Origin of the sequence: Halolamina sp. CBA1230, assembly GCF_002025255.2 — an archaeon.
Classification (GTDB): Archaea; Halobacteriota; Halobacteria; order Halobacteriales; family Haloferacaceae; genus Halolamina.
The window spans coordinates 1,646,796-1,670,123 of the sequence record NZ_CP054587.1 but is presented as its reverse complement, the minus strand read 5'-3'; the positions used below and the strand labels follow the sequence as shown (position 1 = coordinate 1,670,123).

Annotated in this window: 25 protein-coding genes; 10 read left to right on the top strand and 15 right to left on the bottom strand. The window is 67.2% G+C overall.

The window, feature by feature from the left end; all coding sequences use genetic code 11:
- The 6 genes from B4589_RS08745 to B4589_RS08720 form a co-directional block, all read right to left on the bottom strand.
- Window positions 1-837, bottom strand: coding sequence for an ABC transporter permease subunit (locus B4589_RS08745; RefSeq protein WP_079233911.1), 837 nt, complete (start codon window positions 835-837; stop codon window positions 1-3).
- Window positions 834-1,751 (bottom strand): ABC transporter ATP-binding protein, encoded by a 918-nt coding sequence (locus tag B4589_RS08740; protein WP_079233910.1) that lies wholly within the window; start codon window positions 1,749-1,751, stop codon window positions 834-836. Before B4589_RS08740 ends, B4589_RS08745 begins: the two co-directional genes overlap by 4 nt.
- Window positions 1,752-1,867: 116 nt before the next feature.
- Window positions 1,868-2,716, bottom strand: coding sequence for a helix-turn-helix domain-containing protein (locus tag B4589_RS08735; protein WP_079233909.1), 849 nt, complete (start codon window positions 2,714-2,716; stop codon window positions 1,868-1,870).
- A 166-nt stretch (window positions 2,717-2,882) separates the two neighbouring features.
- A complete protein-coding gene (locus tag B4589_RS08730; protein WP_079233908.1) occupies window positions 2,883-3,077 on the bottom strand; it encodes a cold-shock protein in 195 nt (64 codons plus the stop codon).
- Window positions 3,078-3,449: 372 nt separating this feature from the next.
- Window positions 3,450-3,887: a universal stress protein gene (locus B4589_RS08725; RefSeq protein ID WP_079233907.1), complete on the bottom strand. Its 438-nt coding sequence runs from the start codon at window positions 3,885-3,887 to the stop codon at window positions 3,450-3,452.
- Window positions 3,888-5,159: a putative manganese transporter gene (locus B4589_RS08720; protein WP_255246060.1), complete on the bottom strand. Its 1,272-nt coding sequence runs from the start codon at window positions 5,157-5,159 to the stop codon at window positions 3,888-3,890.
- A 183-nt stretch (window positions 5,160-5,342) separates the two neighbouring features.
- Between B4589_RS08720 and B4589_RS08715 the strand changes: the two genes are divergently transcribed.
- The 5 genes from B4589_RS08715 to B4589_RS08695 all read left to right on the top strand — a co-directional run bounded on the left by B4589_RS08715 (window position 5,343) and on the right by B4589_RS08695 (window position 8,266).
- Window positions 5,343-6,023, top strand: coding sequence for a TOBE domain-containing protein (locus B4589_RS08715; protein ID WP_079233906.1), 681 nt, complete (start codon window positions 5,343-5,345; stop codon window positions 6,021-6,023).
- Between the two features lie 172 nt (window positions 6,024-6,195).
- Window positions 6,196-6,339, top strand: coding sequence for a hypothetical protein (locus B4589_RS08710; RefSeq protein WP_176330517.1), 144 nt, complete (start codon window positions 6,196-6,198; stop codon window positions 6,337-6,339).
- A 48-nt stretch (window positions 6,340-6,387) separates the two neighbouring features.
- On the top strand, window positions 6,388-7,233 hold the full coding sequence (gene pheA / locus B4589_RS08705; RefSeq protein ID WP_079233905.1) for a prephenate dehydratase: 846 nt from the start codon (window positions 6,388-6,390) through the stop codon (window positions 7,231-7,233).
- Window positions 7,234-7,306: 73 nt separating this feature from the next.
- Window positions 7,307-7,735, top strand: coding sequence for an Hsp20/alpha crystallin family protein (locus B4589_RS08700; RefSeq protein ID WP_079233904.1), 429 nt, complete (start codon window positions 7,307-7,309; stop codon window positions 7,733-7,735).
- Between the two features lie 114 nt (window positions 7,736-7,849).
- Complete coding sequence (locus B4589_RS08695; RefSeq protein WP_079233903.1) at window positions 7,850-8,266, top strand: Hsp20/alpha crystallin family protein; 417 nt, start codon at window positions 7,850-7,852, stop codon at window positions 8,264-8,266.
- 815 nt (window positions 8,267-9,081) lie between these two features.
- Here B4589_RS08695 and B4589_RS08690 read toward each other — a convergent pair.
- Complete coding sequence (locus B4589_RS08690; protein WP_079233902.1) at window positions 9,082-9,276, bottom strand: hypothetical protein; 195 nt, start codon at window positions 9,274-9,276, stop codon at window positions 9,082-9,084.
- An 84-nt stretch (window positions 9,277-9,360) separates the two neighbouring features.
- On the opposite strand from B4589_RS08690, the gene B4589_RS08685 reads away from it, so the two are divergent.
- On the top strand, window positions 9,361-9,645 hold the full coding sequence (locus tag B4589_RS08685) for a hypothetical protein (protein WP_079233901.1): 285 nt from the start codon (window positions 9,361-9,363) through the stop codon (window positions 9,643-9,645).
- Window positions 9,646-9,654: 9 nt separating this feature from the next.
- Here the strand turns inward: B4589_RS08685 and B4589_RS08680 are convergent, their stop codons facing one another.
- The 3 genes from B4589_RS08680 to B4589_RS08670 are packed head-to-tail and all read right to left on the bottom strand — an operon-like array spanning window position 9,655 to window position 12,907.
- The gene (locus B4589_RS08680) at window positions 9,655-10,791 is read right to left on the bottom strand and encodes an ABC transporter permease (RefSeq protein ID WP_176330516.1); all 1,137 of its coding nucleotides are present in this window, start codon (window positions 10,789-10,791) and stop codon (window positions 9,655-9,657) included.
- Window positions 10,788-11,453 (bottom strand): ABC transporter ATP-binding protein, encoded by a 666-nt coding sequence (locus B4589_RS08675; protein ID WP_079233900.1) that lies wholly within the window; start codon window positions 11,451-11,453, stop codon window positions 10,788-10,790. The genes B4589_RS08680 and B4589_RS08675 overlap by 4 nt, the downstream gene beginning before the upstream one ends.
- Window positions 11,453-12,907: a hypothetical protein gene (locus B4589_RS08670; RefSeq protein ID WP_079233899.1), complete on the bottom strand. Its 1,455-nt coding sequence runs from the start codon at window positions 12,905-12,907 to the stop codon at window positions 11,453-11,455. The genes B4589_RS08675 and B4589_RS08670 overlap by 1 nt, the downstream gene beginning before the upstream one ends.
- Before the next feature lie 204 nt (window positions 12,908-13,111).
- Here B4589_RS08670 and B4589_RS08665 point away from each other — a divergent pair, with 204 nt between their 5' ends.
- On the top strand, window positions 13,112-13,882 hold the full coding sequence (locus B4589_RS08665; protein ID WP_079233898.1) for a TrmB family transcriptional regulator: 771 nt from the start codon (window positions 13,112-13,114) through the stop codon (window positions 13,880-13,882).
- Between the two features lie 46 nt (window positions 13,883-13,928).
- Window positions 13,929-14,336, top strand: coding sequence for a hypothetical protein (locus tag B4589_RS08660; RefSeq protein ID WP_079233897.1), 408 nt, complete (start codon window positions 13,929-13,931; stop codon window positions 14,334-14,336).
- Here the strand turns inward: B4589_RS08660 and B4589_RS08655 are convergent.
- Together B4589_RS08655 and B4589_RS08650 are read right to left on the bottom strand one after the other, a co-directional pair.
- The gene (locus B4589_RS08655) at window positions 14,319-14,516 is read right to left on the bottom strand and encodes a hypothetical protein (protein ID WP_079233896.1); all 198 of its coding nucleotides are present in this window, start codon (window positions 14,514-14,516) and stop codon (window positions 14,319-14,321) included. The genes B4589_RS08660 and B4589_RS08655 overlap by 18 nt on opposite strands.
- Before the next feature lie 106 nt (window positions 14,517-14,622).
- Window positions 14,623-15,840, bottom strand: a complete 1,218-nt coding sequence (locus B4589_RS08650; RefSeq protein ID WP_079233895.1) for an RNA-guided endonuclease TnpB family protein — start codon at window positions 15,838-15,840, stop codon at window positions 14,623-14,625.
- 242 nt (window positions 15,841-16,082) lie between these two features.
- Here B4589_RS08650 and leuS point away from each other — a divergent pair, with 242 nt between their 5' ends.
- Window positions 16,083-18,950, top strand: a complete 2,868-nt coding sequence (gene leuS / locus B4589_RS08645; protein WP_079233894.1) for a leucine--tRNA ligase — start codon at window positions 16,083-16,085, stop codon at window positions 18,948-18,950.
- A 493-nt stretch (window positions 18,951-19,443) separates the two neighbouring features.
- On the opposite strand, the gene B4589_RS08640 is transcribed toward leuS, so the two are convergent.
- Window positions 19,444-20,220 carry an SDR family oxidoreductase gene (locus B4589_RS08640; RefSeq protein ID WP_079233893.1) on the bottom strand — a complete coding sequence of 259 codons (777 nt, stop codon included), beginning with the start codon at window positions 20,218-20,220 and terminating at the stop codon, window positions 19,444-19,446.
- Window positions 20,221-20,304: 84 nt separating this feature from the next.
- On the opposite strand from B4589_RS08640, the gene B4589_RS08635 reads away from it, so the two are divergent.
- On the top strand, window positions 20,305-20,964 hold the full coding sequence (locus B4589_RS08635; RefSeq protein WP_079233892.1) for a helix-turn-helix domain-containing protein: 660 nt from the start codon (window positions 20,305-20,307) through the stop codon (window positions 20,962-20,964).
- Window positions 20,965-20,993: 29 nt separating this feature from the next.
- On the opposite strand, the gene B4589_RS08630 is transcribed toward B4589_RS08635, so the two are convergent.
- On the bottom strand, window positions 20,994-21,986 hold the full coding sequence (locus B4589_RS08630) for an ornithine cyclodeaminase family protein (protein ID WP_079233891.1): 993 nt from the start codon (window positions 21,984-21,986) through the stop codon (window positions 20,994-20,996).
- Between the two features lie 533 nt (window positions 21,987-22,519).
- The gene (locus B4589_RS08625; protein WP_079233890.1) at window positions 22,520-23,323 is read right to left on the bottom strand and encodes a 2-amino-3,7-dideoxy-D-threo-hept-6-ulosonate synthase; all 804 of its coding nucleotides are present in this window, start codon (window positions 23,321-23,323) and stop codon (window positions 22,520-22,522) included.
- Between the last annotated feature and the right edge of the window lie 5 nt (window positions 23,324-23,328).

The following is a 23,328-nucleotide window of genomic DNA, read 5'->3' as shown; positions in this document are numbered from 1 at the left end:
TCAGTTCAGGTCCGTCCGAACGAACAGTGCACCGCCGACCAGCAACGGCACGACTGTCCACACGAGCAGGATCGCGGCGAACACCCACCACTCGACGTACACTGGGGCGGGCGGTGCGACGTTCGCGGCGATCCCCGGGTACTCCCCGCTCGTCACGGAGATGGCTGCCATCACGAGCGCGCTGTAAGCGCCCGACGGGCTGAGCCCCTGTAGGAACACGAACCACCCTGGCACCGACACACCCGGAGGCGAGCCGACGATCGCGAGGTGGATCCCCTGCGGCAGCAGATCCCAGAGCAGCGTCAGGCCGAGATACGCGGCGATCCCGACGGTCATCGCCCGGGACCGCGTCGGCGTCGCCGCCGAGATCCCGACCGCGATGCCGACGAAGGCGACGCCGAGGCCGGCCGTCAGTACCGTCACCGCGAGGAACGCGACCAACGGGAGGCCGCCGTACAGCGCCCAGCCGACGGCACCGGCAAGCAGAAACCCGGTGCCGACGCCCAGCGCGACGACGGCCCCTCGGCCGAGGAACTTCCCGAGGACGATCGTCCGCCGATCCGGTTCCAGCCCCAACAGGATCCGGAGGCTGCCCGACTCCCGCTCGCCGGCGAGCGCGAGGTAGGCGGCGACCAGTGCGACGATCGGCACGAGAATCGCGGCGAACTCGCTGGCGGCACCGAGTCCCTGCAACGGGTCGGAATCCAGCGCCGGCACCAGCAGCGGCACCCCCATCGTCCCGGCGGCGAACAGCGCGACGAACCCGACGAGCGCCCAGAGCAGCCGCGAGCGCAGTGCGTCGTCGAACTCCTTCCGAGCGATCACGAGCGCGTTCATTGATCCACCTCCGGGTGGACGTACGCCCGGAACAGATCCTCGAGCGACGCCTCGCGGGCCTCGAAATCGAGCAGTTCGGCGTCACTGTCGCGAACCGCGTCGAGCACCCGGAGTTTGGCCGTCGGGTCGGTGCAGGTCGCGGTAATCGTGTTCCCCTCGATGGTCACCGCGGAGACCCCTTCGATCGCGCCCACGTCGAGATCCGTCGGCGGCGCGTCGACGGTGACGCTGAGCGTCGCACCGGTGCCGAGGGTCTCCCGCAACCCGTCGATCGTGTCGGTCGCGACCAGCCGCCCGCGATTGAGGATCCCTACTCGGTCACAGACCGCCTCGACCTGACTCAGCACGTGGCTCGAGAAGAACACCGTGCCGCCCGACTCGGCGTGGTCCCGCGTGATCTCCCTGATATCACGGATGCCGTCGGGATCCAGCCCGGACGAGGGCTCGTCGAGGATCAGCAGTTCCGGGTCACCCACGAGCGCGATCCCGAGCGCGAGGCGCTGGCGCATCCCCTTCGAGTAGGCGCCTGCCCGCCGCTGTCCGGCTGTCTCGTCCAACCCCACACGCCGGAGCAGTTCGTCCGGGTCGTCGTCGGCGTCCTTGAGGTCGATCGCGTACACCAGATGCTCCCGCCCGGAGAGGCGGTCGTAGAGGCTGTACCCGTCGGGAAGCACACCCACCCGCTCGTGGACCGCGCCGGCCTCGGACTGCGCGTCGTAGCCCAGTACCGTCGCCGTCCCGGCGGTCGGCCGGACGTAGTCCAGCAGCACGTCGATGGTCGTCGACTTCCCCGCGCCGTTGGGACCGAGGAACCCGAACACCTCGCCCGTCTCCACGGTCAGATCCAGATCGTCGACGGCGTAGACGTCCGCCCCGTAGCGCTTGGTCAGTCCTCGCGTTTCGACCGCCGCCATCACCGCTCACCCCGTTCGCTCGACCGCTCCGCCGTGTCTGGTCGCTCCATACCCGGCGCTGGCGCCCCTGGCGGTTATAGTTTATCAATAATTTGATGTTTTGACAGCCGCGTTACTCAAGTGTTCTTGAGCGAGCGGTCGTCGACCGAGACAGTGCCATCGGCGTCGATCCGTGCGGTCAGCGACGTATCGGCGTGGTGGAGTGTGATATCGAGTGCGAGCGGATCGTCGTCGCAGACATGACACTCGGCGTCGCCGATGAACTCCGGGAGCCGCCAGAGCGGCAGTTCGGTCACGTCGACGCCGTGTTCCCAGTAGAACGAGACGACCGCCGGGTGGCCGAACAGCGGCAGTTCGACCGGCGCGAACAGCCGGAGATCACACTGGGAACACGTCGCGACGCAGGCGTAGCCGTCGTCGGGCCCCGCCTCGATCGCCACCGTCGTCAGCCCGTTGCAGGTCGGACAGGAGCCGGCGATCGCGGTACGGTACTCCCGAAGCGCCCGACGGTTGCACGCTCGCAGCGTCTCGATCTCGGTCCGCCCCTCGGCTTCGGCGGGCGAGAGATCGTAGGTCACGACGGTCGCCCCGCAGTCGCTGCACGCGACCTGGAGGTGGGGATCGGTGTACGCCGCCCGGAGCGTCGTCGATTCACACGCCGGACACAGTCCGTCGACGGTCACGGGATCGAACGACGGGGTTTCGGTGTACATCCCCGCGCGGATCGCTCGAACGACCCGTTCGCCCGCGCTCGTGGGACGGTACTCGCCGTCGACCTCGCGGACGAACTCGTTCCTCAACCGATCGAGGTGGTAGGAGAACTGCGAGCTGCTGTCGATGTCGGTCCGATCGTAGAGTTCGGTGAACGGAACCCCCGACTCTTCGTTCTCGACGGCGACGACGAGCGTCCGCAGGATATCGATCCGGTGTTCGTTGCCCAGCGCTGCGAACGCGTTCTCGCTCACGGGTGAGCCTGCGTTCGGTGGGGAGTAAAGCCTCCGGCTGTGTGTCGGATACTGGTACTAATCCGTCGATAAACTGGGGGTGACAGTACCGAACGCCGAAACCGGGCCGACGCTATCGCTGGTCGAAGTGAGAACGGACCGTCGCCGTGAGGCGACTGAGAAACCGTTAGTTGCGGACGAGGTTCGTCGCGCGGGGGCCCTTGTCGGCCTGTTCGATGTCGAATTCTACCTCTTCACCCTCTTCGAGGTCGGCGCCGCCGATGTCTTCCATGTGGAAGAACACGTCGTCGTCCGCGTCCTCAGTCGTGATGAAACCGTAGCCGCCCGTGTCGTTGAAGAAATCAACCGTACCGTTTGCCATTGCAAACAAACGTACAGCCCATTCGGGGATAACGCTTGCGCGGGTCGTGGTACCACGGGGGTTCGTGGACGAACGACCGGAGGAGTCATCGCTTACCTACACACAGTCCGAGCAACAACTACCTCGACTACAGCACCGAACAGTTCCCATACTCGCTCGTTGATCGGTCTTCGACTCCTGCAGACGCCACGCCTTTTGGCTTGGCAAAGCGGGGTGTCCATGTCCTGTGCCTGGACCTAACCCAGTACAGTGTCCAGTCTGTGGATGGACTGGACAACAGTCCGACCTCGAAAACGGAGAAAAGGAGCCTACCTGCCCTACTTGCGGTGAAACTGTGCTGATCGAGTAGCTTTCGGTAGCGCAGAACACCGCTTACTCCCCCTCGTCGCGCACCGTCAGCACCGGTACCGGCGACTCCCGGATAACGCGCTCGGTGACGCTGCCCAGTAGGCGCGAGATCCCCTCGTGGCCGTGGGTTCCCATCACGACCAGATCGACGTCGAGGTCGGTGATCGTGGCGAGGATCTGGTCCTCGGGATCGCCCTCCCGGAGCTCCGTCGCCAGATCGACGCCGTACTCCTCGGCGAGCGCCTCCGCCTCGGCGAACGCCTTGCCGGCGGCGTCCTCGCCGACCTCGCGCAGCGCGTCCCGGACGTCGTCCTTCGAGACCACGAGCGGGCTGGTCGTCGTGTCGACGACGTAGAGCGCGTGGACCGTGGCGTCGTGAGTCGCCGCCAGTTCGAGGGCGTGTTCGAGCGCCGCGGTCGCGTGCTCGCTGCCGTCGAACGGGACGAGCAGCCGCTCGTACATTCAGCCCACCACCCCGAAGCCGTACTGCGCGTACGGCCAGAAGTAGTGGAGGCCGACGCCGATCAACACCGCCGGCACCGTGGTGTAGATGGTGGCGATGATGGCGGCTTTCAGGTCGATCGCCATCAGCGGGAACAGCGCATCGCCGTCCTGGCTGACCGCGTTGGCCGCGAGCGCCGAGAACGGCACCGCCTCCTCGATCGCGTACAGCTGGGCGAACACGATGTGGGCGGCACAGCCGGGGATCAGCCCGAGCAGCGCGCCGAAGATCGGCGTCATCACGCCCGCGGAGCTCGCGAGCGACTGGATGTCGAACGCGAAGATCGCCATCCCGTACTCGTACAGCAGGTAGCCCGCGATCACCCAGACGGTCACCATCGCGGTCTCCATCGCGGCGTGCTGGAACGTCTTGTACAGACTGGCGAACGTGTCCCGGAGCCGGCCCGTGTCGCCCTCGCCGATGTAGTGTCGCCCCACGAAGTAGAGGTAGAACGACAGCGTGGTGCCCAGCAGGCCGGCGATGGTGAACAGGCCGTCGTAGCTGAATCCGACCGCCCACGCCGGCTCCACGGCGCCCTTGGCGAGGTACATCGTGCCGGCGACCAGCGCGCCCGCGAGGACGACCCACCAGAGGACGTGGATCCCGTGGCTGATCCGCTCGAGCAGCGCGGAGTCGGGCAGGTAGCCCGGTAGGCGGCCGCCGTCACCGTGATCGTGGTCGGGCCGCTCGTACTCGGGGACGCTCGGGCCACCGTCGGCGACGCTGGTGGTCGCGAAACCGCCGTCGGTGACCGGCCGGCTCACGCGCTCGACCGCGCGGTCGACGCGGCCGACGCCGAGCCCCCAGAGATCGATCGCGTAGCCGAACAGCACCGAGGCGATGAAGGCGAGCCCGTAGGCGTAGATCGCCGCCTCGGGCGCGAGCGCGAGGATGATGAACGCGGAGTCGCCCGCGGTCGCCCCCAGCGCGGCGACGACGGTGCCGAAGCTGACGGTGCCGCGGATGTACAGCGGCATCGCGATGATCGCGCCGCCACAGCCCGGCGTCAGCCCGAGCAGCCCGCCGACCAGCGGCTGGGCGCGCTCGTGTTCCTGCAGCAGTTCGGTCAGCTTCCCGTCGAAGCGGTACTGCACGAGGCTGAACAGCAGGATGGTCGCGCCGACGAAGCCGGAGACCTGCACGAACCCCTCGCGCCAGGAGCCGATCAGGATGTTGAGCGCCTCGCGGACGACGGGACCGAACAGGTCGGGCGGCACCTGGAGCGGTATCACGGATCACCACCCCCGGTTCGGACCGCCCGTGACGGCGGCCCAGTGTCTGTGTCGAACATGGGTCTTCTTGTCGTACCGTGGGCCGTCCAACTACATAGTTATTACCCTCTCACTCTATTTTTAGACGCATCAAAACCTCGCGCGGTGGGGAACCGTTTTGCCCCACGCCGCCCGAGAGGCGGTATGGACGCAGGGTTCGACGCCACGCTCCGGGCCGACGGGGTGGCGTTCGGCGAGCGCGACGCCGAGTTACTGCGGGCGGTCGACGAGGCCGGGTCGCTCAACGCCGCGGCGTCGGCGTTGGGGCGGTCGTACTCCCGTGCGCACGACCGGCTCACGGAGCTGGAGGACGCGTTCGGCTCGTTGGTCGAGCGCCAGCGCGGCGGCAGCGGCGGCGGGGGGAGCACCCTCACCGACCGCGCCGGCGAGCTGCTGGCGGCGTTCGATCGCCTCCGCGCGGGGTACAGCGCCATCGCGGAGACCACCGAGACGGTGCTCGACGGCGACGTGATCGACCGCGCCGGCGAGCTCGGCACCGTCGAGACCGTTGCGGGGACGGTCCGCGCGCTCGTCCCGCCCGACGCCGACGCGGTCGAGGTGGTGCTGCGGGCCGACGCGGTGACGCTGCACGACCCCGCGAACACGCCGACCGGCGACGCGACGAGCGCGCGCAACCGCTTCTCGGGCGAGGTCGTCGAGGTGGATCGGGGGGAGTCGGTCTCCCGCGTCTCGGTCGACGTGGGTGCCGACGCGTCGTTGGTCGCGCTCGTGACCGAGGAGAGCCGCGACCGCCTCGGTCTCGAACCCGGTCGCGAGGTGGTGGCGTCGTTCAAAGCGACGGCGACGAGGGCGACCCCGCGGTGACGGTCAACCGCGGGGGTGAGCGCGACACCGCGGTGATGGACAACCGTGGTGGTGAGAGCGACACCACGGTGACCGCCAACCGTGGTGGTGCGGGCGACACCGCGGTGATGGGCGACTGCGGCCCCGTTTCCGCCACAAAGTTCTCCTGTGACAGGCTAGTACCGCCTCGCGCATGCTCGACGCTGATTTCGAGGTATGCACAGAGTGCGGCAACCTCCACATGGAGGGTGGTCATGCCCCGTCACACGTCGACGAGTGTGCGATCTGTGACGGGCGAATCGAGGCGGTCGAACTCGACGACATCGTCGGCCTGTAAGTCGGCGCCGCCGACGCGTTTTTCTCCGCCCCTCGCAAACGCCGGGGTATGCAAGTCGTCACGCTGGGTCCGGCGGGGACGTACTCCCATCGCGCGGCGGGATCGATCGCCGACGACGGGGGGGTCAGCTTCCGGGAGTCGGTGACGGAGATCGTCGCGGCCGTCGCCGACGGGGAGTTCGACCGCGGCGTCGTCCCCGTCGAGAACAGCATCGAGGGCTCCGTCGACGAGAGCCTCGACGCGCTGGCCGAGCGGGACGTCAGCGTCGTCCAGGAGATCGTCTCCCCGATCCAGCACGCTCTCCTCGCACAGGGGCCGGAGTTCGACACCGTCGCCTCCCACCCACAGGCGCTGGCGCAGTGCCGGGAGTACCTCGCCGAGCACTACCCCGACGTGGACCAGGAGGCGGTGGCGTCGACCGCCCGCGGCGTCGAGCGCGCCCGCGAGGACCCCAGCGTGGGGGCGATCGGGCATCCTGCGAACGCAGGCTCGCCGGCACAGGGAGCCGGCGAGGACAGTGACAGCACGCTCCAGCGCATCGCCGAGAACATCCAGGACCGGGACTCCAACGCCACCCGGTTCCTCGTCGTCGCGCCCGAGAGCGAGCGCTCCGAGGCGGGCGGGAAGACCAGCATCGTCGCCTACCCCGGCGCGAACTACCCCGGCCTGCTGCTCGAACTGCTGGAGGCGTTCGCCGACCGGGACATCAACCTCACCCGGATCGAGTCCCGGCCCAGCGGCCGCCGACTCGGCGACTACTGCTTCCACTTCGACATCGAGGCGGGGCTGTACGAGGCCCGCACGCAGGAGGCGCTCGAAAAGGTCGAAGCCGTCTGCGAGGAGGGATGGGTCCGTCGGCTGGGCTCCTACGACACCAGCCACGTCGTCGGGTAGGAAACCGACTGACTGCGGCGGAATCGGCCGTCCCGGCGACAGCCCTAACCCTCCGAAGCACCTTCTCCCGGGTATGAGCGGACGCCGCGACCCCTTCAAGGAGATCGAGGAACTGTTCGAGCAGCTGAACTCCGGCTTCGCCGACCTGAGCGGCGAGTTCGAGGGCGTCGCCGGTGGCGGCATCCGGGTCGACGTGGCCGACGCCGACGACGAGCTCGTCGTCGTCGCGGACGTGCCCGGTTTCGAGCCCGACGACATCGACGTGTCGGTCAGCGACCGCCAGCTCCGCATCGCGGCCGAGCGCCACGTCGAGTCCGAGGAAGAGGACGAGGACACCCACTACTACCGCCGCGAGCGCACCCAGCACTCGGTCAGTCGCACGGTGACCCTCCCGACGGACGTCCAGGAGCGCGAGGCGTCGGCGAGCTACGAGAACGGCGTGCTCACGATCGAACTGCCGAAAGTCGGCGGCGACGACGGCGTCGACATCGAAGTCAGTTAACTCGGCCGTTTTCGTCGTCGTTCGTCCCGCCGTTCGCCGCGTCGGCGACGGGCTAGCACGACTCAGCGCGAGCTTATCTCCTCGCAGCGCCTCTCTACTCCCGGTGAATCACTGATGCGCACGGACAGCTTCGACGAGATCGACCGCCTGTTCGACCGAATGCACCGCTTCGCGGGGTTCGACGAGACCGCCGGCTGGGGCGGCGAGGGGGAGACCCGCGTCGACCTCTCGGAGCACGACGACGAGCTGGTCGTCGCCGCCGACCTCCCGGGGTTCGACCGCGAGGAGATCGACCTCTCGCTTGACGGCGACCACCTCGTGATCGCGGCGAGCCACGAGGAGTCCGCCGACGAGGACGAGGAGGAGCAGTACCTCCGGCGCGAGCGCCGGACGACGACCGTCCGGCGGCGTATCGACCTCCCCGTCGCCGTCGACGCCGACGGGGCGAGCGCCAGCTACACCAACGGCGTGCTGACGGTCACGCTCCCGAAGATGGGGGAGAGTGAGGGCCACCGGATCGACATTCAGTAGGGCGCTTCTGGAACCGGAGTCCTTCGGCTGCTTCTGATTCTTTTGGAGGTGCTATTCGTTTTTCGTTGGGCTGGTTTCGCAAGTGGCGTCTCGGACGTTGGTTTTCGGGATAGGGACTGCAAACAGCAACAGCATCTCGATCGTTAGCTACTGAAACCGCGACGGCAACAGCATCTCGACGCTAGACCACTTGTGACCGCAGTGCGCCGGGCACGAGGCCCGGCACAGACCGTGATTCCCCACCCCTCCCCCCGCGCTGGCGACGGGTCGCCAGCTCGAGGCGTCCACCGCTATCACACCGTCGCCGCTGTCGGCGCGCGACGTGAGCCCCTGCGTGGGCGAACGAGCGCGCGAGGGATGAGCGACCGAACACAGTGAGGGAGTGAGTCGGTTGGGGAGGCCTGAGGGCTGTGCGGCGCGGCTGCGGTCACAAGTGGTCATGCTCACTCCGCGGTCGCGTTCGCGGTTGCGGTGCTGTTCACGAATACCACTAATCAACCTCATGAGCAGTCGATAATAGTGGCATTTTAACCATCAGAAAAATAGACCAAGATTACAACTAAAACTAATATAAAGACAAGGAAGCTTAGAGCTATTTCCGGATACTCTAAAATAGCGAGCAAGGATATTATTGCTGCTGGAAGAGCCACAAAACAAAGCAAAAGGATATATTTCAGGTCTTTTATGATAGACGACAAAGAATTGTCCATTCAGCTCGATTTGTTGTTATTCCTATCTATTGATTTCGATTGAGACACTTTGCCCTGCTTTTGATATTGTAAGGATGATTAAATAACCAACCTACCCCACAAACTTCACTCCCGACCATCAAGCCAGCGTTGCAGCGCCGCATCAGTCGCGACCGACACCACGAAGAACAGCACCGGCACGACCGCGTTGATCGCCCAACTCACCGCCGAACCCGTGACGACGTCGTACGCCACCAGCGCGACGAACACCACGGCCGCGGTTACGACCCGTCGACGGAGCGTCTTCCCGGCGATCTCCATACCCTCGCTGGGAGGCTCAGCCCGAAGAAGCTCCCGGTCGGCGCTGTCGACACTCTTTTGTTCGGCTCCGCTATCGACGAACGTATGGATACCGGCACGATCCGCGCCGAGGTAGCGACGATCCCGACCCGCCGCATCGTCCGATACGCGCTCTACGCGCTCGTCGTCGTCGCTGCCGGGTGGATCACCATCGCCGTGATCAACTTCGTCGTCGGACTGGGCGTCGCTGCACTCTCACTCGTACTCGACGCCGTTTCGCTGGTCGAACTCCATCGAGCGACGAGGCGGTCAGTCACCGAGTCCGTCCGGCTGTTCTCGTATCTCGTCGCAGCCGGCGTGTTCCTCTCACAGTTCGAGCGCGCGAACTGAGTGGACGGGTCAGCCCCGCAGCGTCTCCACGGGCCGCTCGTTGGCCGCCTTCCACGCCGGATACAGTCCGCTGAGCAGGCTCGCCACGACGGCGAAGGCGAAGCCGAACAGGAGGTACTGCATGCTCGCCCACTCGAACACCAGCGTCGGATCGCCGAACAGCACCTGGTTCAGCAGCAGCCCCACGCCCAGCGCCACGACCGCACCCACGGCGCCGCCGATCACCCCGAGCAGCCCCGCCTCGGTCAGGATCATCCGCAGCACCTCGCCGCGGCGGATCCCGACCGCCCGCAGCACGCCGATCTCGCCCCGGCGCTCGATCGTGCTCATCAGCATCACGTTGAGGATGCTCACCGCCGCGACGACCAGCGAGATCGAGCCGATCCCGATCAGCGCGAGGTTGAGCGTGTTCGTCAGCGAGTTGATGCTCTCCTGCACGGCCGCGAGCGTGGTGACGCTCACGATCTCCTCGCGGCCGTTCATCCCCCGCTCCACGCGGTCGGCGACCGCCTCCGCGGCCGCGCCGTCGTCGGCGACGATCGTCACCGTCGAGTAGTACTCCTGGTCGGTCAGCGCCGAGACGGGGAGCACGACCGACGCGCCGCCGCCGAACCCCTGCTGCGCTTCGAGGATCCCGCGGATCCGGTAGAGCTGCCCGTCGTACTCCACGGGATCGCCGAGTTCGAGGTCGTACTCGTCGGCGACGTTGGCGCTCACCAGCGCGCCAGAGCGCAGGCGGTCGGGCGCCTCCCCCGCCTGGGCGTCGTACAGCACGCTGGCCTGGGTGACGCCCGTGACGCTGACCCGCCCGGACTCACCCCCTTCGTCGATGGTCGTCACCCCCGACTTCTGAGCGACCACGTCGGCGTCGGTCACCAGTCGCTCGATGTCCCGGACCTGCGACTCCGTGAGCGCGGGTTCGGGGTTGTCCTCGCCGGCGGTGACGGTGACCTGGTTCGCGAGCCCGCCGAGCTCCTGGTTCGTGCTGTACTGGATGGAGGCGCCGGCCATCCCCAGCGACGCGATGGCGACGACGCCGATGACGATCCCCAGCGCCGCGAGCGCCGTCCGCGCGCGGTTGCGGCCGAGGTTGCGCCACGCCATCAGCGCGCTGGGGAACCGCCAGAGCCGGTCCTCGATGCTCACTCCTGGATCACCCCGTCGACGAGGTTGACCATCCGATCCGCGTACTCCACCAGCTGCTCGTCGTGGGTCACCGCGACGATGGCGATGTTCTCCTCCTCTTTCAGCCGCGTGAGTTCGTCGAGGATCGTCCGCCCGGTGTCCTGGTCGAGGTTGCCCGTCGGCTCGTCGGCGAGCACGATGTCGGGCTCGTTCACCAGCGCCCGCGCGATGGCGACGCGCTGCTGCTGCCCGCCCGAGAGCTGTCTGGGCGTGTGATCCAGTCGCTCACCCAGCCCCACGCGTTCGAGGAGATCGATCGCGCGCTCGTGGCGGTCGACGTCGGTGTCCCACATCGACGGCAGTTCGACGTTCTCGACCGCGGTCAGCATCGGCAGCAGGTGGAAGTCCTGGAACACGAACCCGATCCCGTTGCGCCGCTCCTCGGTGAGCTCGTCCTCCGTGAAGTTCGTCACGTCACGGCTCTCGAGCTTCACGCTCCCCTCGGTGGGCGTGTCGAGCAGCCCGATCATGTTGAGCATCGTCGACTTCCCCGAGCCCGAGGGGCCGATGATCGTCACCATCTCGCCGCGGTCGGCGTGGAAGTCGACGCCTTTCAGCGCCTCGATGGTCTCCTCGCCGCTCTGGTAGCGCTTGACCACGTCGTCGAGCTCGATGACGTGCATCAGCCCGTGTACCGGCGGTAGGCGCCCGCCAGCGCGACCGCGAGGAGCACACCCAGCGCGCCGAGCAGCAGCGAGAACCCGGGGGCGCTGGAGTCGCTCTGCCCGTTCCCCGACGCCGCGGTGTCGCTCACGTCGACCTCGGCCACCCGCGAGAGGCGCTCGCCGTCGACGGTGTACTCGATCCGGATCGGGAGCTCCGTCACCGACGACGAGACGTTGGCGGTGAGCTGGAACGTCGCGAACTCGCTCGATTCCACCGGGCCGACGAAGTACTCCTTGTTCGGGTTCACCGGGGTGACGCCCTCGCTCGGCACGACGCTCACCACGACCGAACTCGTGTCGAGGTTGCCGACGTTGGCCGCGTCGCCGCTGACGGTCACTACGTCGCCGCTCCGTGTCGTGTCGACGCCAGTCAGGGTCATGTCGGTCGCCGGCGCCGGGGAGTACGACAGCGTCGTCTCGGTCGTCTCCTCCCGCCCGGCCGCGGTGTACTCGGCGACGACCGTCACCTCACCCGCCGGAATCGAACTCCCATCGAGCGTGCCGACCTGACTCCCGCCGGCGGCCACGTCCGCGAGCCGCGCTCTGGCGACGGTCTCGCCGTCGACCACGGCCCGAAGCTGCACGTCACGGAGTTCGACGTTGCCGAACTCCGACAGCGTCGCCCGGACGACCGACGAGCCGTTCGCGGTCGTCGCCGTGGCGGTCAACTGCGGGTCGAGGTTCGCGGGCTCGACGTCGGCGGTGACGTTGCGCGTGATCGTCCGTGTGACGCCCTCGTCGGTTTTGTACGTCAGCTGCGCCGCCAGCTCCCGGCTCCCGGGCTCGTCGAACGTCGCGGCGAACGTGTGGGTGGTCTGGGTTCCGGGCTGGATCGACGCCGAGACGCGCTCGGGGTTCACCACGTCGGCCTGCCCGGTCAGCTCCAGACGGACGTTCGAGAGCGCGCCGGCGTCGCCGTTGGAGACGGTCACGTTGACCTGACTCTCCTCGCCGGCGACCGAATCCAGCCCCGCGAAGGAGATCACGGCCTCGTCGGGCTCCTGCACGTCGACGTACAGCGGGTAGCTCACGCGGTGGAACTCGCCCGCCTCGTCGCGCATGACGGCGTTGACGACCAGCCGTTTCTCACCCGGCTCGTCGATCGACATCGTCAGCGGGATCGAGCGTGTGTCGCCGCGGGCGATCGAGCCCACGTCCTCGATCCGGGCCAGATCGCTGCTGCTGTCGGCCGCCCGGACGTAGATATCGGTCACCTCGACCGAGCCGGCGCTCGACTCGAGGTTCGCGAGCGTCGTCGTCAGCGTGAACGACTCGCCGGGGGCAGGCTGGTCGACCGAGAGATCCACGGACTCGATCGCCACGTCGGCGTTCGCCGCCGCGGCCGGGACCGCGACGCCGGCGACGACCGAGAGCACGACCAACGCCGCGACGCCGAGCGATCGCCGGCTCACGGCCGACCCCGTTCCGCCGCCAGATCGCTCCGGAGGGCCGTTCGGTTCCCTGTTACGAACATGGACGAACCTCCCGCTGACGCGGCAATATAGTTTTCGGAAGGAATATTACAACAGCTCTGTAACCGTCGTCAGAACAGATGTATCACGACAGGATCCCCCGACGTCGGCGTCCGCGTTCCGGCCGTTCGGGACGAGGCGGCGATGGGTAGCGACGACGGGGCGTTCGACGCGATGGGGCGGCTGGGGTTCGGCACCAACGATGCCGAAGTGCTCGTCGCCCTGCACGAGCTCGGCACCGCGACCGCCCGCGAGGTGAGTCAGGCTACCGACGTGTCGCGGCCGCAGGTGTACAGCGCGGTCGAGTCGCTCGAGAACCGCGGGCTGGTCAACGTCCAGCACGCCAACCCACGCGAGTTCCAGCCCGTGACTGTCGAGGAGACGGAGTCGCTGCTCACCAGGCGGTTCGAGCGAGATATCGAACGGGTCGCCGACCGCCTCCGGGAGGCCGCCAGCCGGCGCGAGGGGCCGAGCGAGGAGCGCGAGGACATCTGGACCGTCCGGGGGCGGGAGGCCGTCACCGAACGCGTGACCCAGCTCGTCCGGGACGCCGACGAGCGCGTCGTGTTCGGCGCCGAGGCGGCCGACCTCCTGACCGAGGGGGTTTACGAGGCGCTCGCCGAACGCGCGGCGGCGGGGGTCGAGGTGACGGTGGTCAGCACCGACACGACCGTTCGCGAACGGTTCGCCGACGCCGCGGCCGTGACCGTGCTCGCCCCCGAGATCCACGACGACGAGGCCAACCACACCGGCCGGATGCTGCTGGTCGACGACGACACTGTGCTCCACAGCGTACTCGGCGAGGAGGAACTCCCGGGCGTGACCCGCGAGACGGCGTACTGGAGTGCCGGCTCCGGCTTCGCCTCGACGCTCGTCGCGATGATGGAGCGGACGCTGCAGAACCAGATGTCGTAGGTCGCCCACCGGTACCGTTTTGCCGTCTTTCGCCCAAGCCGCGGGCGTGTCTCTCCCCGCCACGCACCGTGCCGTCGCCGCCCTGCTGGGCGCGACTGCGGTCTGGCGGGCGCTCTCCGGCGTCGCCGCGCTGGTGCGCTGGCTCTGGCTCGGGGAACTGGTCGGCAACGGCTCGATGGCGCTGCTGCTGATCTCGGTCGTGGTCGGGCCGATCGTCGGCGCGGGCGCGGGCGACGCCGCGCTCCGGCGCGGGATCTGGTCACCGAGTCGGCGGGCTCACCGACGCCGGCTCGCGGCGGTCGCGGCGCTGCTCGTGCTGCCGTTCCTGGCGACGGCGTCGGCGAGCTGGCTACTCGGCAACGGGCCGGCGTCGCTGCCGCTGTACGGGGTCGTGACACTGTCGGTGACGGCGATCGTGGTCCTGACGCTCGCCGGCTCAGGCCGCCACGAGTGAGAGAACGGCGACCACGGCGCCGACCGCGAGCACCGGGATCGCGGCGCCGAGCGTGAGATACCCCGCGAGCGCGCCCAGCGTGACGGGCACCATCGCGAGCAGACAGAGGAGGCCGAGCGCGAACGCGAGCAGTGGCGCTCCGTCGCGAACCGTCGAGGGTGTGCCGGTGGCGCTGGCCATTCGTGTCCGTGAGAGGGAGGTTTCGGAGTAAAAGCGCTTCGGTCGCGTAGCGGCCGTGTAAATCGCCTCGGAGTCAAGCCCCGAGGCTTTCGCGTGGACTCCCGTTCTATGCCTCACCCGAAGCAGGGGGCACGTACTCCCCACTCACGTTCAACGTCCCGCGATTCAAGCGCACATCTACGGGTGCGCCTCCATCGTCTGCCTTTTGCCGACGACGGAGATACTGCAAACCGATGTTCTTGGAAGCGTTGTAGTCGGCGTGGTTCTCATACCCACACTGCTGACACTCGAACGACTCCCCGTCACGGTTATCGTCGTGGGTAAACCCACACGTCGAGCAACGCTTCGACGTGTTGCGCGGATCAACCTGTACGACTTCAACACCGTGTTCTTTGGCTTTGTATTCGACGTACTCGTAGAGGCGTCGGAACGCCCAGACGTGTTGCCATGTCGCTTCGGGAATGTTCTCCCGAATGTGAGTCAAATCCTCGAACACGATGTGCGAACAGTCGTTCTCGACGGCCTCCTCGATAAGTTCGTTCGCCACCGTGTGCAGGTGTATCTCGAAGCGTCCGTACTCTTTCTGTCCGACTGACTCGATGTTTTCGTGGGCGTGGCGAGACCCGCACTGCTGAAGCGAGCCACGACGCTTCTCGTACTCTCGTCGCCAATGGTTGAACTCGTCCGCCGACCAGAATCGCCCTGTCGAAGCAACAGCGAGGTTGTTCACGCCAAAATCCACACCAAGGACTGTTCTGTGCTTGGACTCGGATTCAGGCGCTTCCTCGTCTGCTTCGACTTTCTGCATCGAAGCGTGGAGATACCAGTCACCATCGCGGTACTGCAAGTGCGCCATCCGAAACTCGAAATCCTCGTCAGAAACGTACTTGGCGGGTGGTGTCTCCGGGTCGTCGGGGAGAATGTAATCGCACTCGACGCGCCCGTCTACGGTAGACAGCGATACGTGATCTCGGTGGAACGTCGCGCTTCGCTTGTCGTACACCGCGCTATCGGCAGAAAAGTGCGGTTGCGACGTGTTCTCGCCACGTTTGAGGCGTTCGACTCCGCTTTTGACGGCTTCGACTGCCCGTCGAATCCCTTTCTGGACGAGATTCGCGGTGAGGTCAGTTTCGTCACGCAGTCGGTCGTAGAGGGCGCGTTCGGCTTTGGCTTTCGAGGTGACGTGGTATCCGTCGTCGCCGTGCCAGCACCACCCGCTCGCGGTGTTGGCGCAGTGTTTGAACTGCTCGACAGTCTCTCGAAGGGAGGCGTCCGCCCCTTCGGGAGTGTCGAGTTTGATGACGGCGGTACGACGGTACTCCACTGTGTTTTCACATATACGGATGAAGTTGCTTATACGTCGGGGAGTCGCCCCGCCATCGTAGCGTGGTTTGTTTCATCTGGTGTCGGCTTCCTCCCCGATCTCAAGGGTCGGGACATCCGCCTCGTACCGCCTGTGAACGGGGAGCACGCCGTTCGCGGCCGCGCTGTGGCGTTCACGGCTCGCTGCCACCCGCGTCAGTCAGAACTGATGGGTATTTTTACGCGGGGACGGGAGGAACGGGTATGGACTACGACCCGCAGGCGATCGAGGAGCGCTGGCGGCAGCGCTGGCGGGAGAACGGCCGGTACGAGGCCGATCCCGAACCCGAAGCCGAGGGGGAGGACGCGACGTTCGTCACCGTCCCGTACCCCTACCCCAGCGGCGGGATGCATATCGGCCACGCCCGGACGTACACGGTGCCGGACGCCTACGCGCGCTACCGGCGCCAGCAGGGCGACAACGTGCTGTTCCCGATGGCGTGGCACGTCACGGGCACGCCGATCATCGGCGCCGTCGAGCGCCTGAAGAAGGGCGAGGAGGAGCAGCTCTCGGTGCTGCAGGACACGTACAACGTCCCGGAGGAGGACCTGAGCGATCTGGAGACGCCGATGGGGTTCGCGGAGTACTTCATCGAGGAGCACTACAAGAAGGGAATGAAGTCCCTGGGCCTGTCGGTCGACTGGCGCCGGGAGTTCACCACCAACGACGAGCGCTACTCGAAGTTCATCGAGTGGCAGTACAAGCGCCTGAAGGAGGCGGGGCTGGTCGAGAAGGGGCTCCACCCGGTGAACTACTGCACCGAGGAGGAACAGCCCGTCACCACCCACGACCTGCTGGAGGGTGAGGACGCGGAGTTCCAGGAGTACACGCTGATCCGGTTCCGCGGCGACAGCCCGGGTAGTGACGAAGCCATCTTCCCGATGGCGACCCTCCGCCCGGAGACGGTTCGGGGCGTCACGAACGCCTACGTCGACCCCGCGGCGACGTACGTCCGCGCGACCGTCGACGGCGAGACGTGGGTGATCTCCGCGGACGCCGCCGAGAAGTTCGACCTGCAGGAACGCGACGTCGAGATCGAGGCCGAGTTCACGGGCGAGGCGATCGTCGGCACGACCGTCGAGAACCCCGTCACGGGCGACGACGTGCTGATCCTGCCTGCCGGCTTCGTCGACGCCGACAACGCGACGGGCGTCGTGATGTCCGTCCCGGCCCACTCGCCGGACGACTACGTCGCGCTGCAGGAGCTCAAGGAGCGCGCCGACGAGCTGACCGCGTACGGGATCGACCCCGAGACGGTCCGATCCATCGAGCCGATCCCGATCCTCACGATCGAGGGGTACGGCGAGATCCCCGCGAAATCCGCCGTGGAGGAAGCAGGAATCGAGTCCACCGACGACCCCGCGCTGGAGGAAGCCACCAACGACCTGTACAACGCGGAGTTCCACTCCGGGGTCCTGAACGACGAGTACGGCGAGTTCGCGGGCGAAGTCGTCGAGGACGTCCGCGACGCGTTCCGGGAGCACCACGCTGGCGACGCGTTCGACACGATGCAGGAGTTCAGCGAGGAGGTCGTCTGTCGCTGCGGCGGCGACGTCGAGGTCGCCTACCAGGACACGTGGTTCCTGCGCTACAACGACGAGGAATGGCGCGAGAAAACCCGGCGGGCGATCGCACAACTGGACGCGATCCCGGAGAACACCCGCGGCGAGTACGAACACACCGTCGGCTGGCTGGAGGAGTGGCCCTGCATCCGGAACTACGGGCTGGGGACGCGACTGCCGTGGGACGACGAGTTCGTGATCGAGCCGCTGTCGGACTCGACGCTGTACATGTCCTACTACACGATCGCCCCGCACATCCAGGACGTCCCCCTCGAGGATCTGGATCCGGAGTTTTTCGACGCGATGTTCTACGGCGAGGATGCCGTGGACGATCCGGACAAGCAAGCGCTGGAACTGGGCGAGGAGTGGGAGTACTGGTACCCCGTCGACTACCGCTTCTCGGGCAACGACCTGATCACGAACCACCTGACGTTCTACCTCTACCACCACGCCGAGTTCTTCCCCGAGCCGAAGTGGCCCCAGGGGATCGTCGTGATGGGGATGGGGCTGCTGGAGGGCCAGAAGATGTCCTCCTCGAAGGGCCACGTCGTGCTGCCGGGCGAGGCGATCTCGGAGTACGGCGCCGACACGGTGCGGTTCTTCCTGCTGAACGCCTCCGAGCCGTGGCAGGACTACGACTGGCGCGAGGACGCCGTCGAGAGCACGCACGACCAGCTGCGGCGGTTCTACAACCGCGGGCAGGAGCTGATCGAGGGTGAGGAGGGGCAGCGTGATGCGGTGACGGATGTGGACCGCTGGCTGCTGTCGAAGCTCCAGACCACGATCGAGGAAGCCACCGAGGCGATGGAGCGCTCCGAGACCCGGACGGCGACGCAGGCAGCGTTCTACGGCTTCGACGAGCACCTGAAGTGGTACCGTCGCCGCGCCGACCTCGAGCGCCCGGGCGCCCGCTGGACGCTGCGACACGCCCTCGAGACCCGCCTACGCCTGCTGGCGCCGTTCACGCCGTTCCTGGCGAACGAGCTCCACGAGGAGCTGACGGGCACGCCCGCCGAGGACGCGCCGTGGCCCGAAGTGGACGAGGAGCTGCGCGCGCCCGACCTGGAACTGCAGGAGGAGCGCGTGCAGGCGCTGGTCGACGACATCAACGAGGTCGCGGACGTGACCGACACCGACCCCGAGACGATCCGCATCTACGCCGCCGCGGACTGGAAGCACACCGTGTTCGAGGCGGTGCGCGAGGCCGGCGCCGACGTCGGCGCGGTGATGAGCGAGGTGATGAGCGATCCCGACCTGCGCGAGCGCGGTGACGAGGTCAATCAGGTCGCACAGGACGCGGTGGAGTTCGCCCGCGACTACGACGACGAGGAACTGGCGGCGCTGCTCGACATCGACGAGCAGGCGGCCTACGAGAGCGCGGCGCCGTTCCTGGCCCGCGAGTTCGACGCCGAGGTGGAGGTGTACGCCGAGGACGACGAGGACGTGGTTGATCCCGCGGACCGGGCGGGGAACGCGATCCCGTTCCGGCCCGCGATTTATCTGGAGTAAGAGGTTTCTGGGCGTTCGGTTTTCGTTTTCGTTCGGTCTTTGGCCTGATGCGTCGTCGATCGAGATTCTTCGTTGTTCATCAGTAACTGTGACGGCAACAGCATCTCGACGCATGACCACTTATGACCGCCCAGCACCGCGATAGTCTTCCCCGCATCCTCCCCACGGGTTCTCGTGAGGGAACCGAACGAGAGCGAGCGAGAGCCCACGGCTCTCGCCATCGCTCGCCGACCGATGGCGAGCCCTCGCGTCCACCGCGACCACACCGCGGCGGCTGTCGGCGCGAAGCGCGAGCACCTCCGTGTGTGAGCCGAGCGCGAGGGACGACCGACTGAACGCAGTGAAGGAGGGAGTCGGCTGGGGAGGTTCGTGGGCTGTGCGGGGCGGGTGCGGTCACAAGTGGTCATGCTCACTCCGCGGTGCTGTTCGGGATTATCCCCGTTTCGACCTCATCGACGCCGACTGCAACCCCTGGATGCCGATTCTCGCCCTGTCACTCCGCATATCGCCCAGCGAGCCACGCCTCCCACGTCACCGTTCCGACGGCGTGGTCCGGACAGGTCGCGTGGCCGGTGCGGAACCCTGCCGCGGTGCTGCCGGGGAGCGGGAGCCTGACAACCGGACGACGCAGGCCGCGTGCGTCGCGGTACGCCCGCGCGAGGTCGCCGACGGACCGAACGGCAGGCCCACCAACCGGGTCGGTTCGTCCGCCAGCGGTCGGCGTCGCGTGGTCGACGATGGCCGCCGCGACCTCGTCGGCGGCGACGGGCTGGAGCGGTATCTCCGTCGGTAGCGGCCACACCGGGAGTTTCGCCACCGAATCGAGCAGGTCAGCGACGAACGAGTGGAACTGTGTGGCGCGAACGATCGTCGACGGGACGGCGCTCTCCTCGACCGCCGCCTCCGCGGCGGCCTTGTGCTCGTAGTAGGCGAACGGGATCTCGTCGACGCCGACGATCGAGGGGTAGACGAAGTTCGCGACTTCCGCGTCCGCGGCCGCGGCGAGGAGCCGTTCGGTCCCGTTAACGTCGACCGTCTCCGTGTCCCCTCGCGGTGCTGTGGCGGCGTGGACGACGACGTCGACGCCGTCGACCGCCGACTCGACGCCCGTCCCGTCGGTCAGGTCGAGCTCGATCCACTCGACGGTCTCCTCGCTCCGACCAGGCGGGGATCGACTCGCTGCCCGGACCTCCCGGCCGGCTGCGGCGAGCTTCCGCCTGAGCGCGGTCCCGAGCGTCCCCGTCGCACCGGTCACCAGCGTTCGGGTCATGGGGACGGGTTCGAGCGCTCGAACCGAGTGTGTACTGCCGAGTCTACTCGGCGGTTTTAAGTTAAAATCCCCGAACTGTTCGCTATGAAGCACGTTCGGGTACGCATCACCGCTCACGGCCGGGAGGAGGAGATCCACCCGATGTACGGCGTGTTGACGGGCGCGCCGTTCGTGGAGCGGGCGACGGCACTCCAGTGGAACTACACCGGCGACGCGCTGGGGATCCTCCACTACGTGGTCGGCGACGTCGACGCGCTCGAAGCCGCAATGGACGAGATTCCGGAGGTTGTTGGCTACGACGTTGAACGCGTGGACGAGCAGTCCTGCTACGTCTACGTTCGCGACGCGACCACCGGTGCGCTCCGTGCGCTGTTCGACCCCGTCGCCGCTGGTGGACTCGTCGTCGTCCCGCCCGTCGAGTACGAACCCGACGGAACGGTCGTGTTCTCGGTGTTCGGCCCCGACGCGGAGCTTCAGCACGCAGTCGAGGCGGTTCCGGACTCGATCGACGTGTCGGTCGAGGCGGTCGGCGGGCTAGCTGCCACGACGGCGGCCGTCGATGCAGGCCTCACGGATCGTCAGCGCGAGGTCATCGAGACCGCGATCGACCTGGGCTACTACGACGTCCCGCGGACCGCCAGTCAGGCCGCAGTCGCCGACGCCCTCGACTGCGCACCGAGCACCGTCGCAGAACACCTGCGCAAGGCCGAGTCGCGGGTACTACGGACGCTGTTCGGTGGCTGAAAACGGCAGCTTCCGGCAGAAACCGCTGCTCAGGCCAGGCCGAGCAGGTCGAAACTCGTCCCGTTGTCCCGCTCGTTCGCGTGCTCGTACACCACGTGCGCCGCCGCCACGTCCTGGATCGCCAGCCCCGTCGAGTCGAACACCGTCACGCCGTCCTCCGTCGTCCGGCCCGCCTTGTCGCCGACGACGATCTCGCCGATCTCGCCGTAGAGGTCGTCGTCGTCGAGCACGCCTTCGCTCCACGGGACGTTGATCTCCCCGGAGTGGGTGCACTGCGTGTAGTCGTCGATCACCAGCTTCGCCGCTTGCAGCACCTCGTCCTCGATCTCGTGTTTCCCCTCGGCGTCGGCGCCCATCGCGTTGATGTGCGTGTGTTCACCCACGTCCTCGGGGCCGATGATCGGGCTCCGAACGGGCGTCACCGTCGAGAGCACGTCGCAGTGGCCGGCGTCGCTCGGCGTCCCCGAGCGGACGTCGAAGCGGTCCTCGAACGTGTCGACGAACTGCTCGACGCGGGCCTCGTCGAGGTCGGAGATCACGACCTCCTCGATCTCCCGGACCTCCGCGATGGCTTCGAGTTGACTGTACGCCTGCACCCCTGCGCCGACGATCCCCAGCGACGAGGCGTCGGGGTGGGCGAGATGGTCGGTCGCGACGGCGGCGGCGGCGCCGGTGCGCTGCATCGTGAGCTCGGTACCGTCCATGATCGACAGCGGGAACGCGTTCTCGGGCTCGGAGTAGATCATCGTCCCCATCACCGTCGGCAGGTCGAACTGCTCCTCGTTGTCGGTGTGGACGTTGACCCACTTGATCCCGGCCGCGTCCCACTCGCCCGTGTCGAGGTAGGCGGGCATCGAGCGGAAGTCGCCGTTGTACTGCGGCAGGTCGACGTAGGACTTCGCGGGCATCTTCGCGTTCCCCTGCTCGTAGGCGGCGAACGCCTCCTCGATCGCCGGGATGAGTTCCGCCATCGAGGTGTTGTGGTGGACGTCCTCGCTGTTGAGAAGCAGCGTCTCCATGATTGGGCGTTCTGAAGGCGTGGCCTTAATTCTGTCAGTATCTGGTTCGGGGTCTGTTCGTCGATCTAGTGGGTGGTGTTGTTCGATGTTTGTGGCGGGCGTTTTTCACCGTGTTTTCGGGGATCGGGACGCGACGCTTTCGGTATTCTGTTCGAAAAAAAAAAACACCGTGAAAGCTACTGTTCGTTCCTCCTTCCGAGCAGTCGGTATCGGCATCACGGTGAAAGCCCCTGTTCGCTCCGGTCGCGCGACTCGCTGTGCGCGCTCCCTTCGGTCGCGTGCTTACTTCGTCGTGCTTCCCGGAGCACGGAGGGAGCGAAGCTCCCTCTAGCAGCCGGGCGGCGACGCCGCCCGGCGACGGGCAGCCCCTTTCAGTCCCACCCGTACAGCCCTCACACCTCCCCAGCCGACTCCTTCGCTGGCGCTCAGTCGTCCCTCGCGCTGAGGCGAGCCACGAGGGCTCGCCCGCTTCGCGCCACCGCACAGCCGTCGCTGGCGGGGATGACGAATGTCGAAACGAGAAACCGCGTCCTGCGTTACTCGAAGCCGCCGGCCTCGAGCGCGGCGTCGACAGTCGCGTCGTCGTGGATCACCGCCGACACCGCGCGGGCGATGTCCTCCGGCCGCTCGTGCTGGAAGATGCTCCGTCCCATCGACACCCCCGACGCGCCGGCGTCCATCGCGCCCCGCACCATCTCGACGGTCTGGCGGTTCGTCCCCTTGCTCCCGCCGGCGATGAGGACGGGGAGTTCCGTCGACTCGACGACGTGCTCGAAGCTCCCGCTGTCACCGGAGTAGCCAGTTTTCACGAGATCCGCACCCAGTTCCTCGCCCAGTCGGACCGCGTGGCCCAGCGACTCGGGGTCGGTGCTGTCGACACCCTCGCCGCGGGCGTACGTCATCGCCAGCACGGGTATCCCGAACTCGCGAGCCTCCTTCGTCACCTCCGCGAGCTGTTCGATCTGGCCGGGTTCGTACTGGCTGCCGACGTTGAGGTGGAGCGAGACGGCGTCGGCGCCGGCCTGCACGGCCTCCTTCACGGTCCCCGTCACGCGTTTGTCGTTCTCGTCGGGGCCGATGGTGGTCGAGGCGTTGAGGTGGATCACGTAGCCCGCGTCGTTCTTGTTCGGGTGGACGCGGGGGGCGATCCCCTTCTGGGTGAGGACGGCGTCGGCGCCGCCGCGCGTGACGGCGTCGATCGTCGATTCGATGTCGGCCAGCCCCTGAACGGCGCCCATCGTGATGCCGTGGTCCATCGGCACCATCAGGACGTTCCCGTCGGTGGAGAGGCGGTCGAGGCGGGCGGCTCTGCCGGCGTCGGTTGGTGTGAGTCGTGTCATGCTGA

Excerpts from the sequence above, each read along its gene's own strand:
- pheA (WP_079233905.1), top strand. The coding sequence starts at position 6,388 with ATGCAAGTCGTCACGCTGGGTCCGGCGGGGACGTACTCCCATCGCGCG.
- B4589_RS08640 (WP_079233893.1), bottom strand. The coding sequence starts at position 20,220 with ATGACCCGAACGCTGGTGACCGGTGCGACGGGGACGCTCGGGACCGCG.
- B4589_RS08665 (WP_079233898.1), top strand. The coding sequence starts at position 13,112 with ATGGGTAGCGACGACGGGGCGTTCGACGCGATGGGGCGGCTGGGGTTC.
- B4589_RS08715 (WP_079233906.1), top strand. The coding sequence starts at position 5,343 with ATGGACGCAGGGTTCGACGCCACGCTCCGGGCCGACGGGGTGGCGTTC.
- B4589_RS08725 (WP_079233907.1), bottom strand. The coding sequence starts at position 3,887 with ATGTACGAGCGGCTGCTCGTCCCGTTCGACGGCAGCGAGCACGCGACC.
- B4589_RS08700 (WP_079233904.1), top strand. The coding sequence starts at position 7,307 with ATGAGCGGACGCCGCGACCCCTTCAAGGAGATCGAGGAACTGTTCGAG.
- B4589_RS08655 (WP_079233896.1), bottom strand. The coding sequence starts at position 14,516 with ATGGCCAGCGCCACCGGCACACCCTCGACGGTTCGCGACGGAGCGCCA.
- B4589_RS08745 (WP_079233911.1), bottom strand. The coding sequence starts at position 837 with ATGAACGCGCTCGTGATCGCTCGGAAGGAGTTCGACGACGCACTGCGC.
- leuS (WP_079233894.1), top strand. The coding sequence starts at position 16,083 with ATGGACTACGACCCGCAGGCGATCGAGGAGCGCTGGCGGCAGCGCTGG.
- B4589_RS08710 (WP_176330517.1), top strand. The coding sequence starts at position 6,196 with ATGCTCGACGCTGATTTCGAGGTATGCACAGAGTGCGGCAACCTCCAC.
- B4589_RS08690 (WP_079233902.1), bottom strand. The coding sequence starts at position 9,276 with ATGGAGATCGCCGGGAAGACGCTCCGTCGACGGGTCGTAACCGCGGCC.
- B4589_RS08685 (WP_079233901.1), top strand. The coding sequence starts at position 9,361 with ATGGATACCGGCACGATCCGCGCCGAGGTAGCGACGATCCCGACCCGC.
- B4589_RS08635 (WP_079233892.1), top strand. The coding sequence starts at position 20,305 with ATGAAGCACGTTCGGGTACGCATCACCGCTCACGGCCGGGAGGAGGAG.
- B4589_RS08625 (WP_079233890.1), bottom strand. The coding sequence starts at position 23,323 with ATGACACGACTCACACCAACCGACGCCGGCAGAGCCGCCCGCCTCGAC.
- B4589_RS08740 (WP_079233910.1), bottom strand. The coding sequence starts at position 1,751 with ATGGCGGCGGTCGAAACGCGAGGACTGACCAAGCGCTACGGGGCGGAC.
- B4589_RS08730 (WP_079233908.1), bottom strand. The coding sequence starts at position 3,077 with ATGGCAAACGGTACGGTTGATTTCTTCAACGACACGGGCGGCTACGGT.
- B4589_RS08695 (WP_079233903.1), top strand. The coding sequence starts at position 7,850 with ATGCGCACGGACAGCTTCGACGAGATCGACCGCCTGTTCGACCGAATG.
- B4589_RS08675 (WP_079233900.1), bottom strand. The coding sequence starts at position 11,453 with ATGCACGTCATCGAGCTCGACGACGTGGTCAAGCGCTACCAGAGCGGC.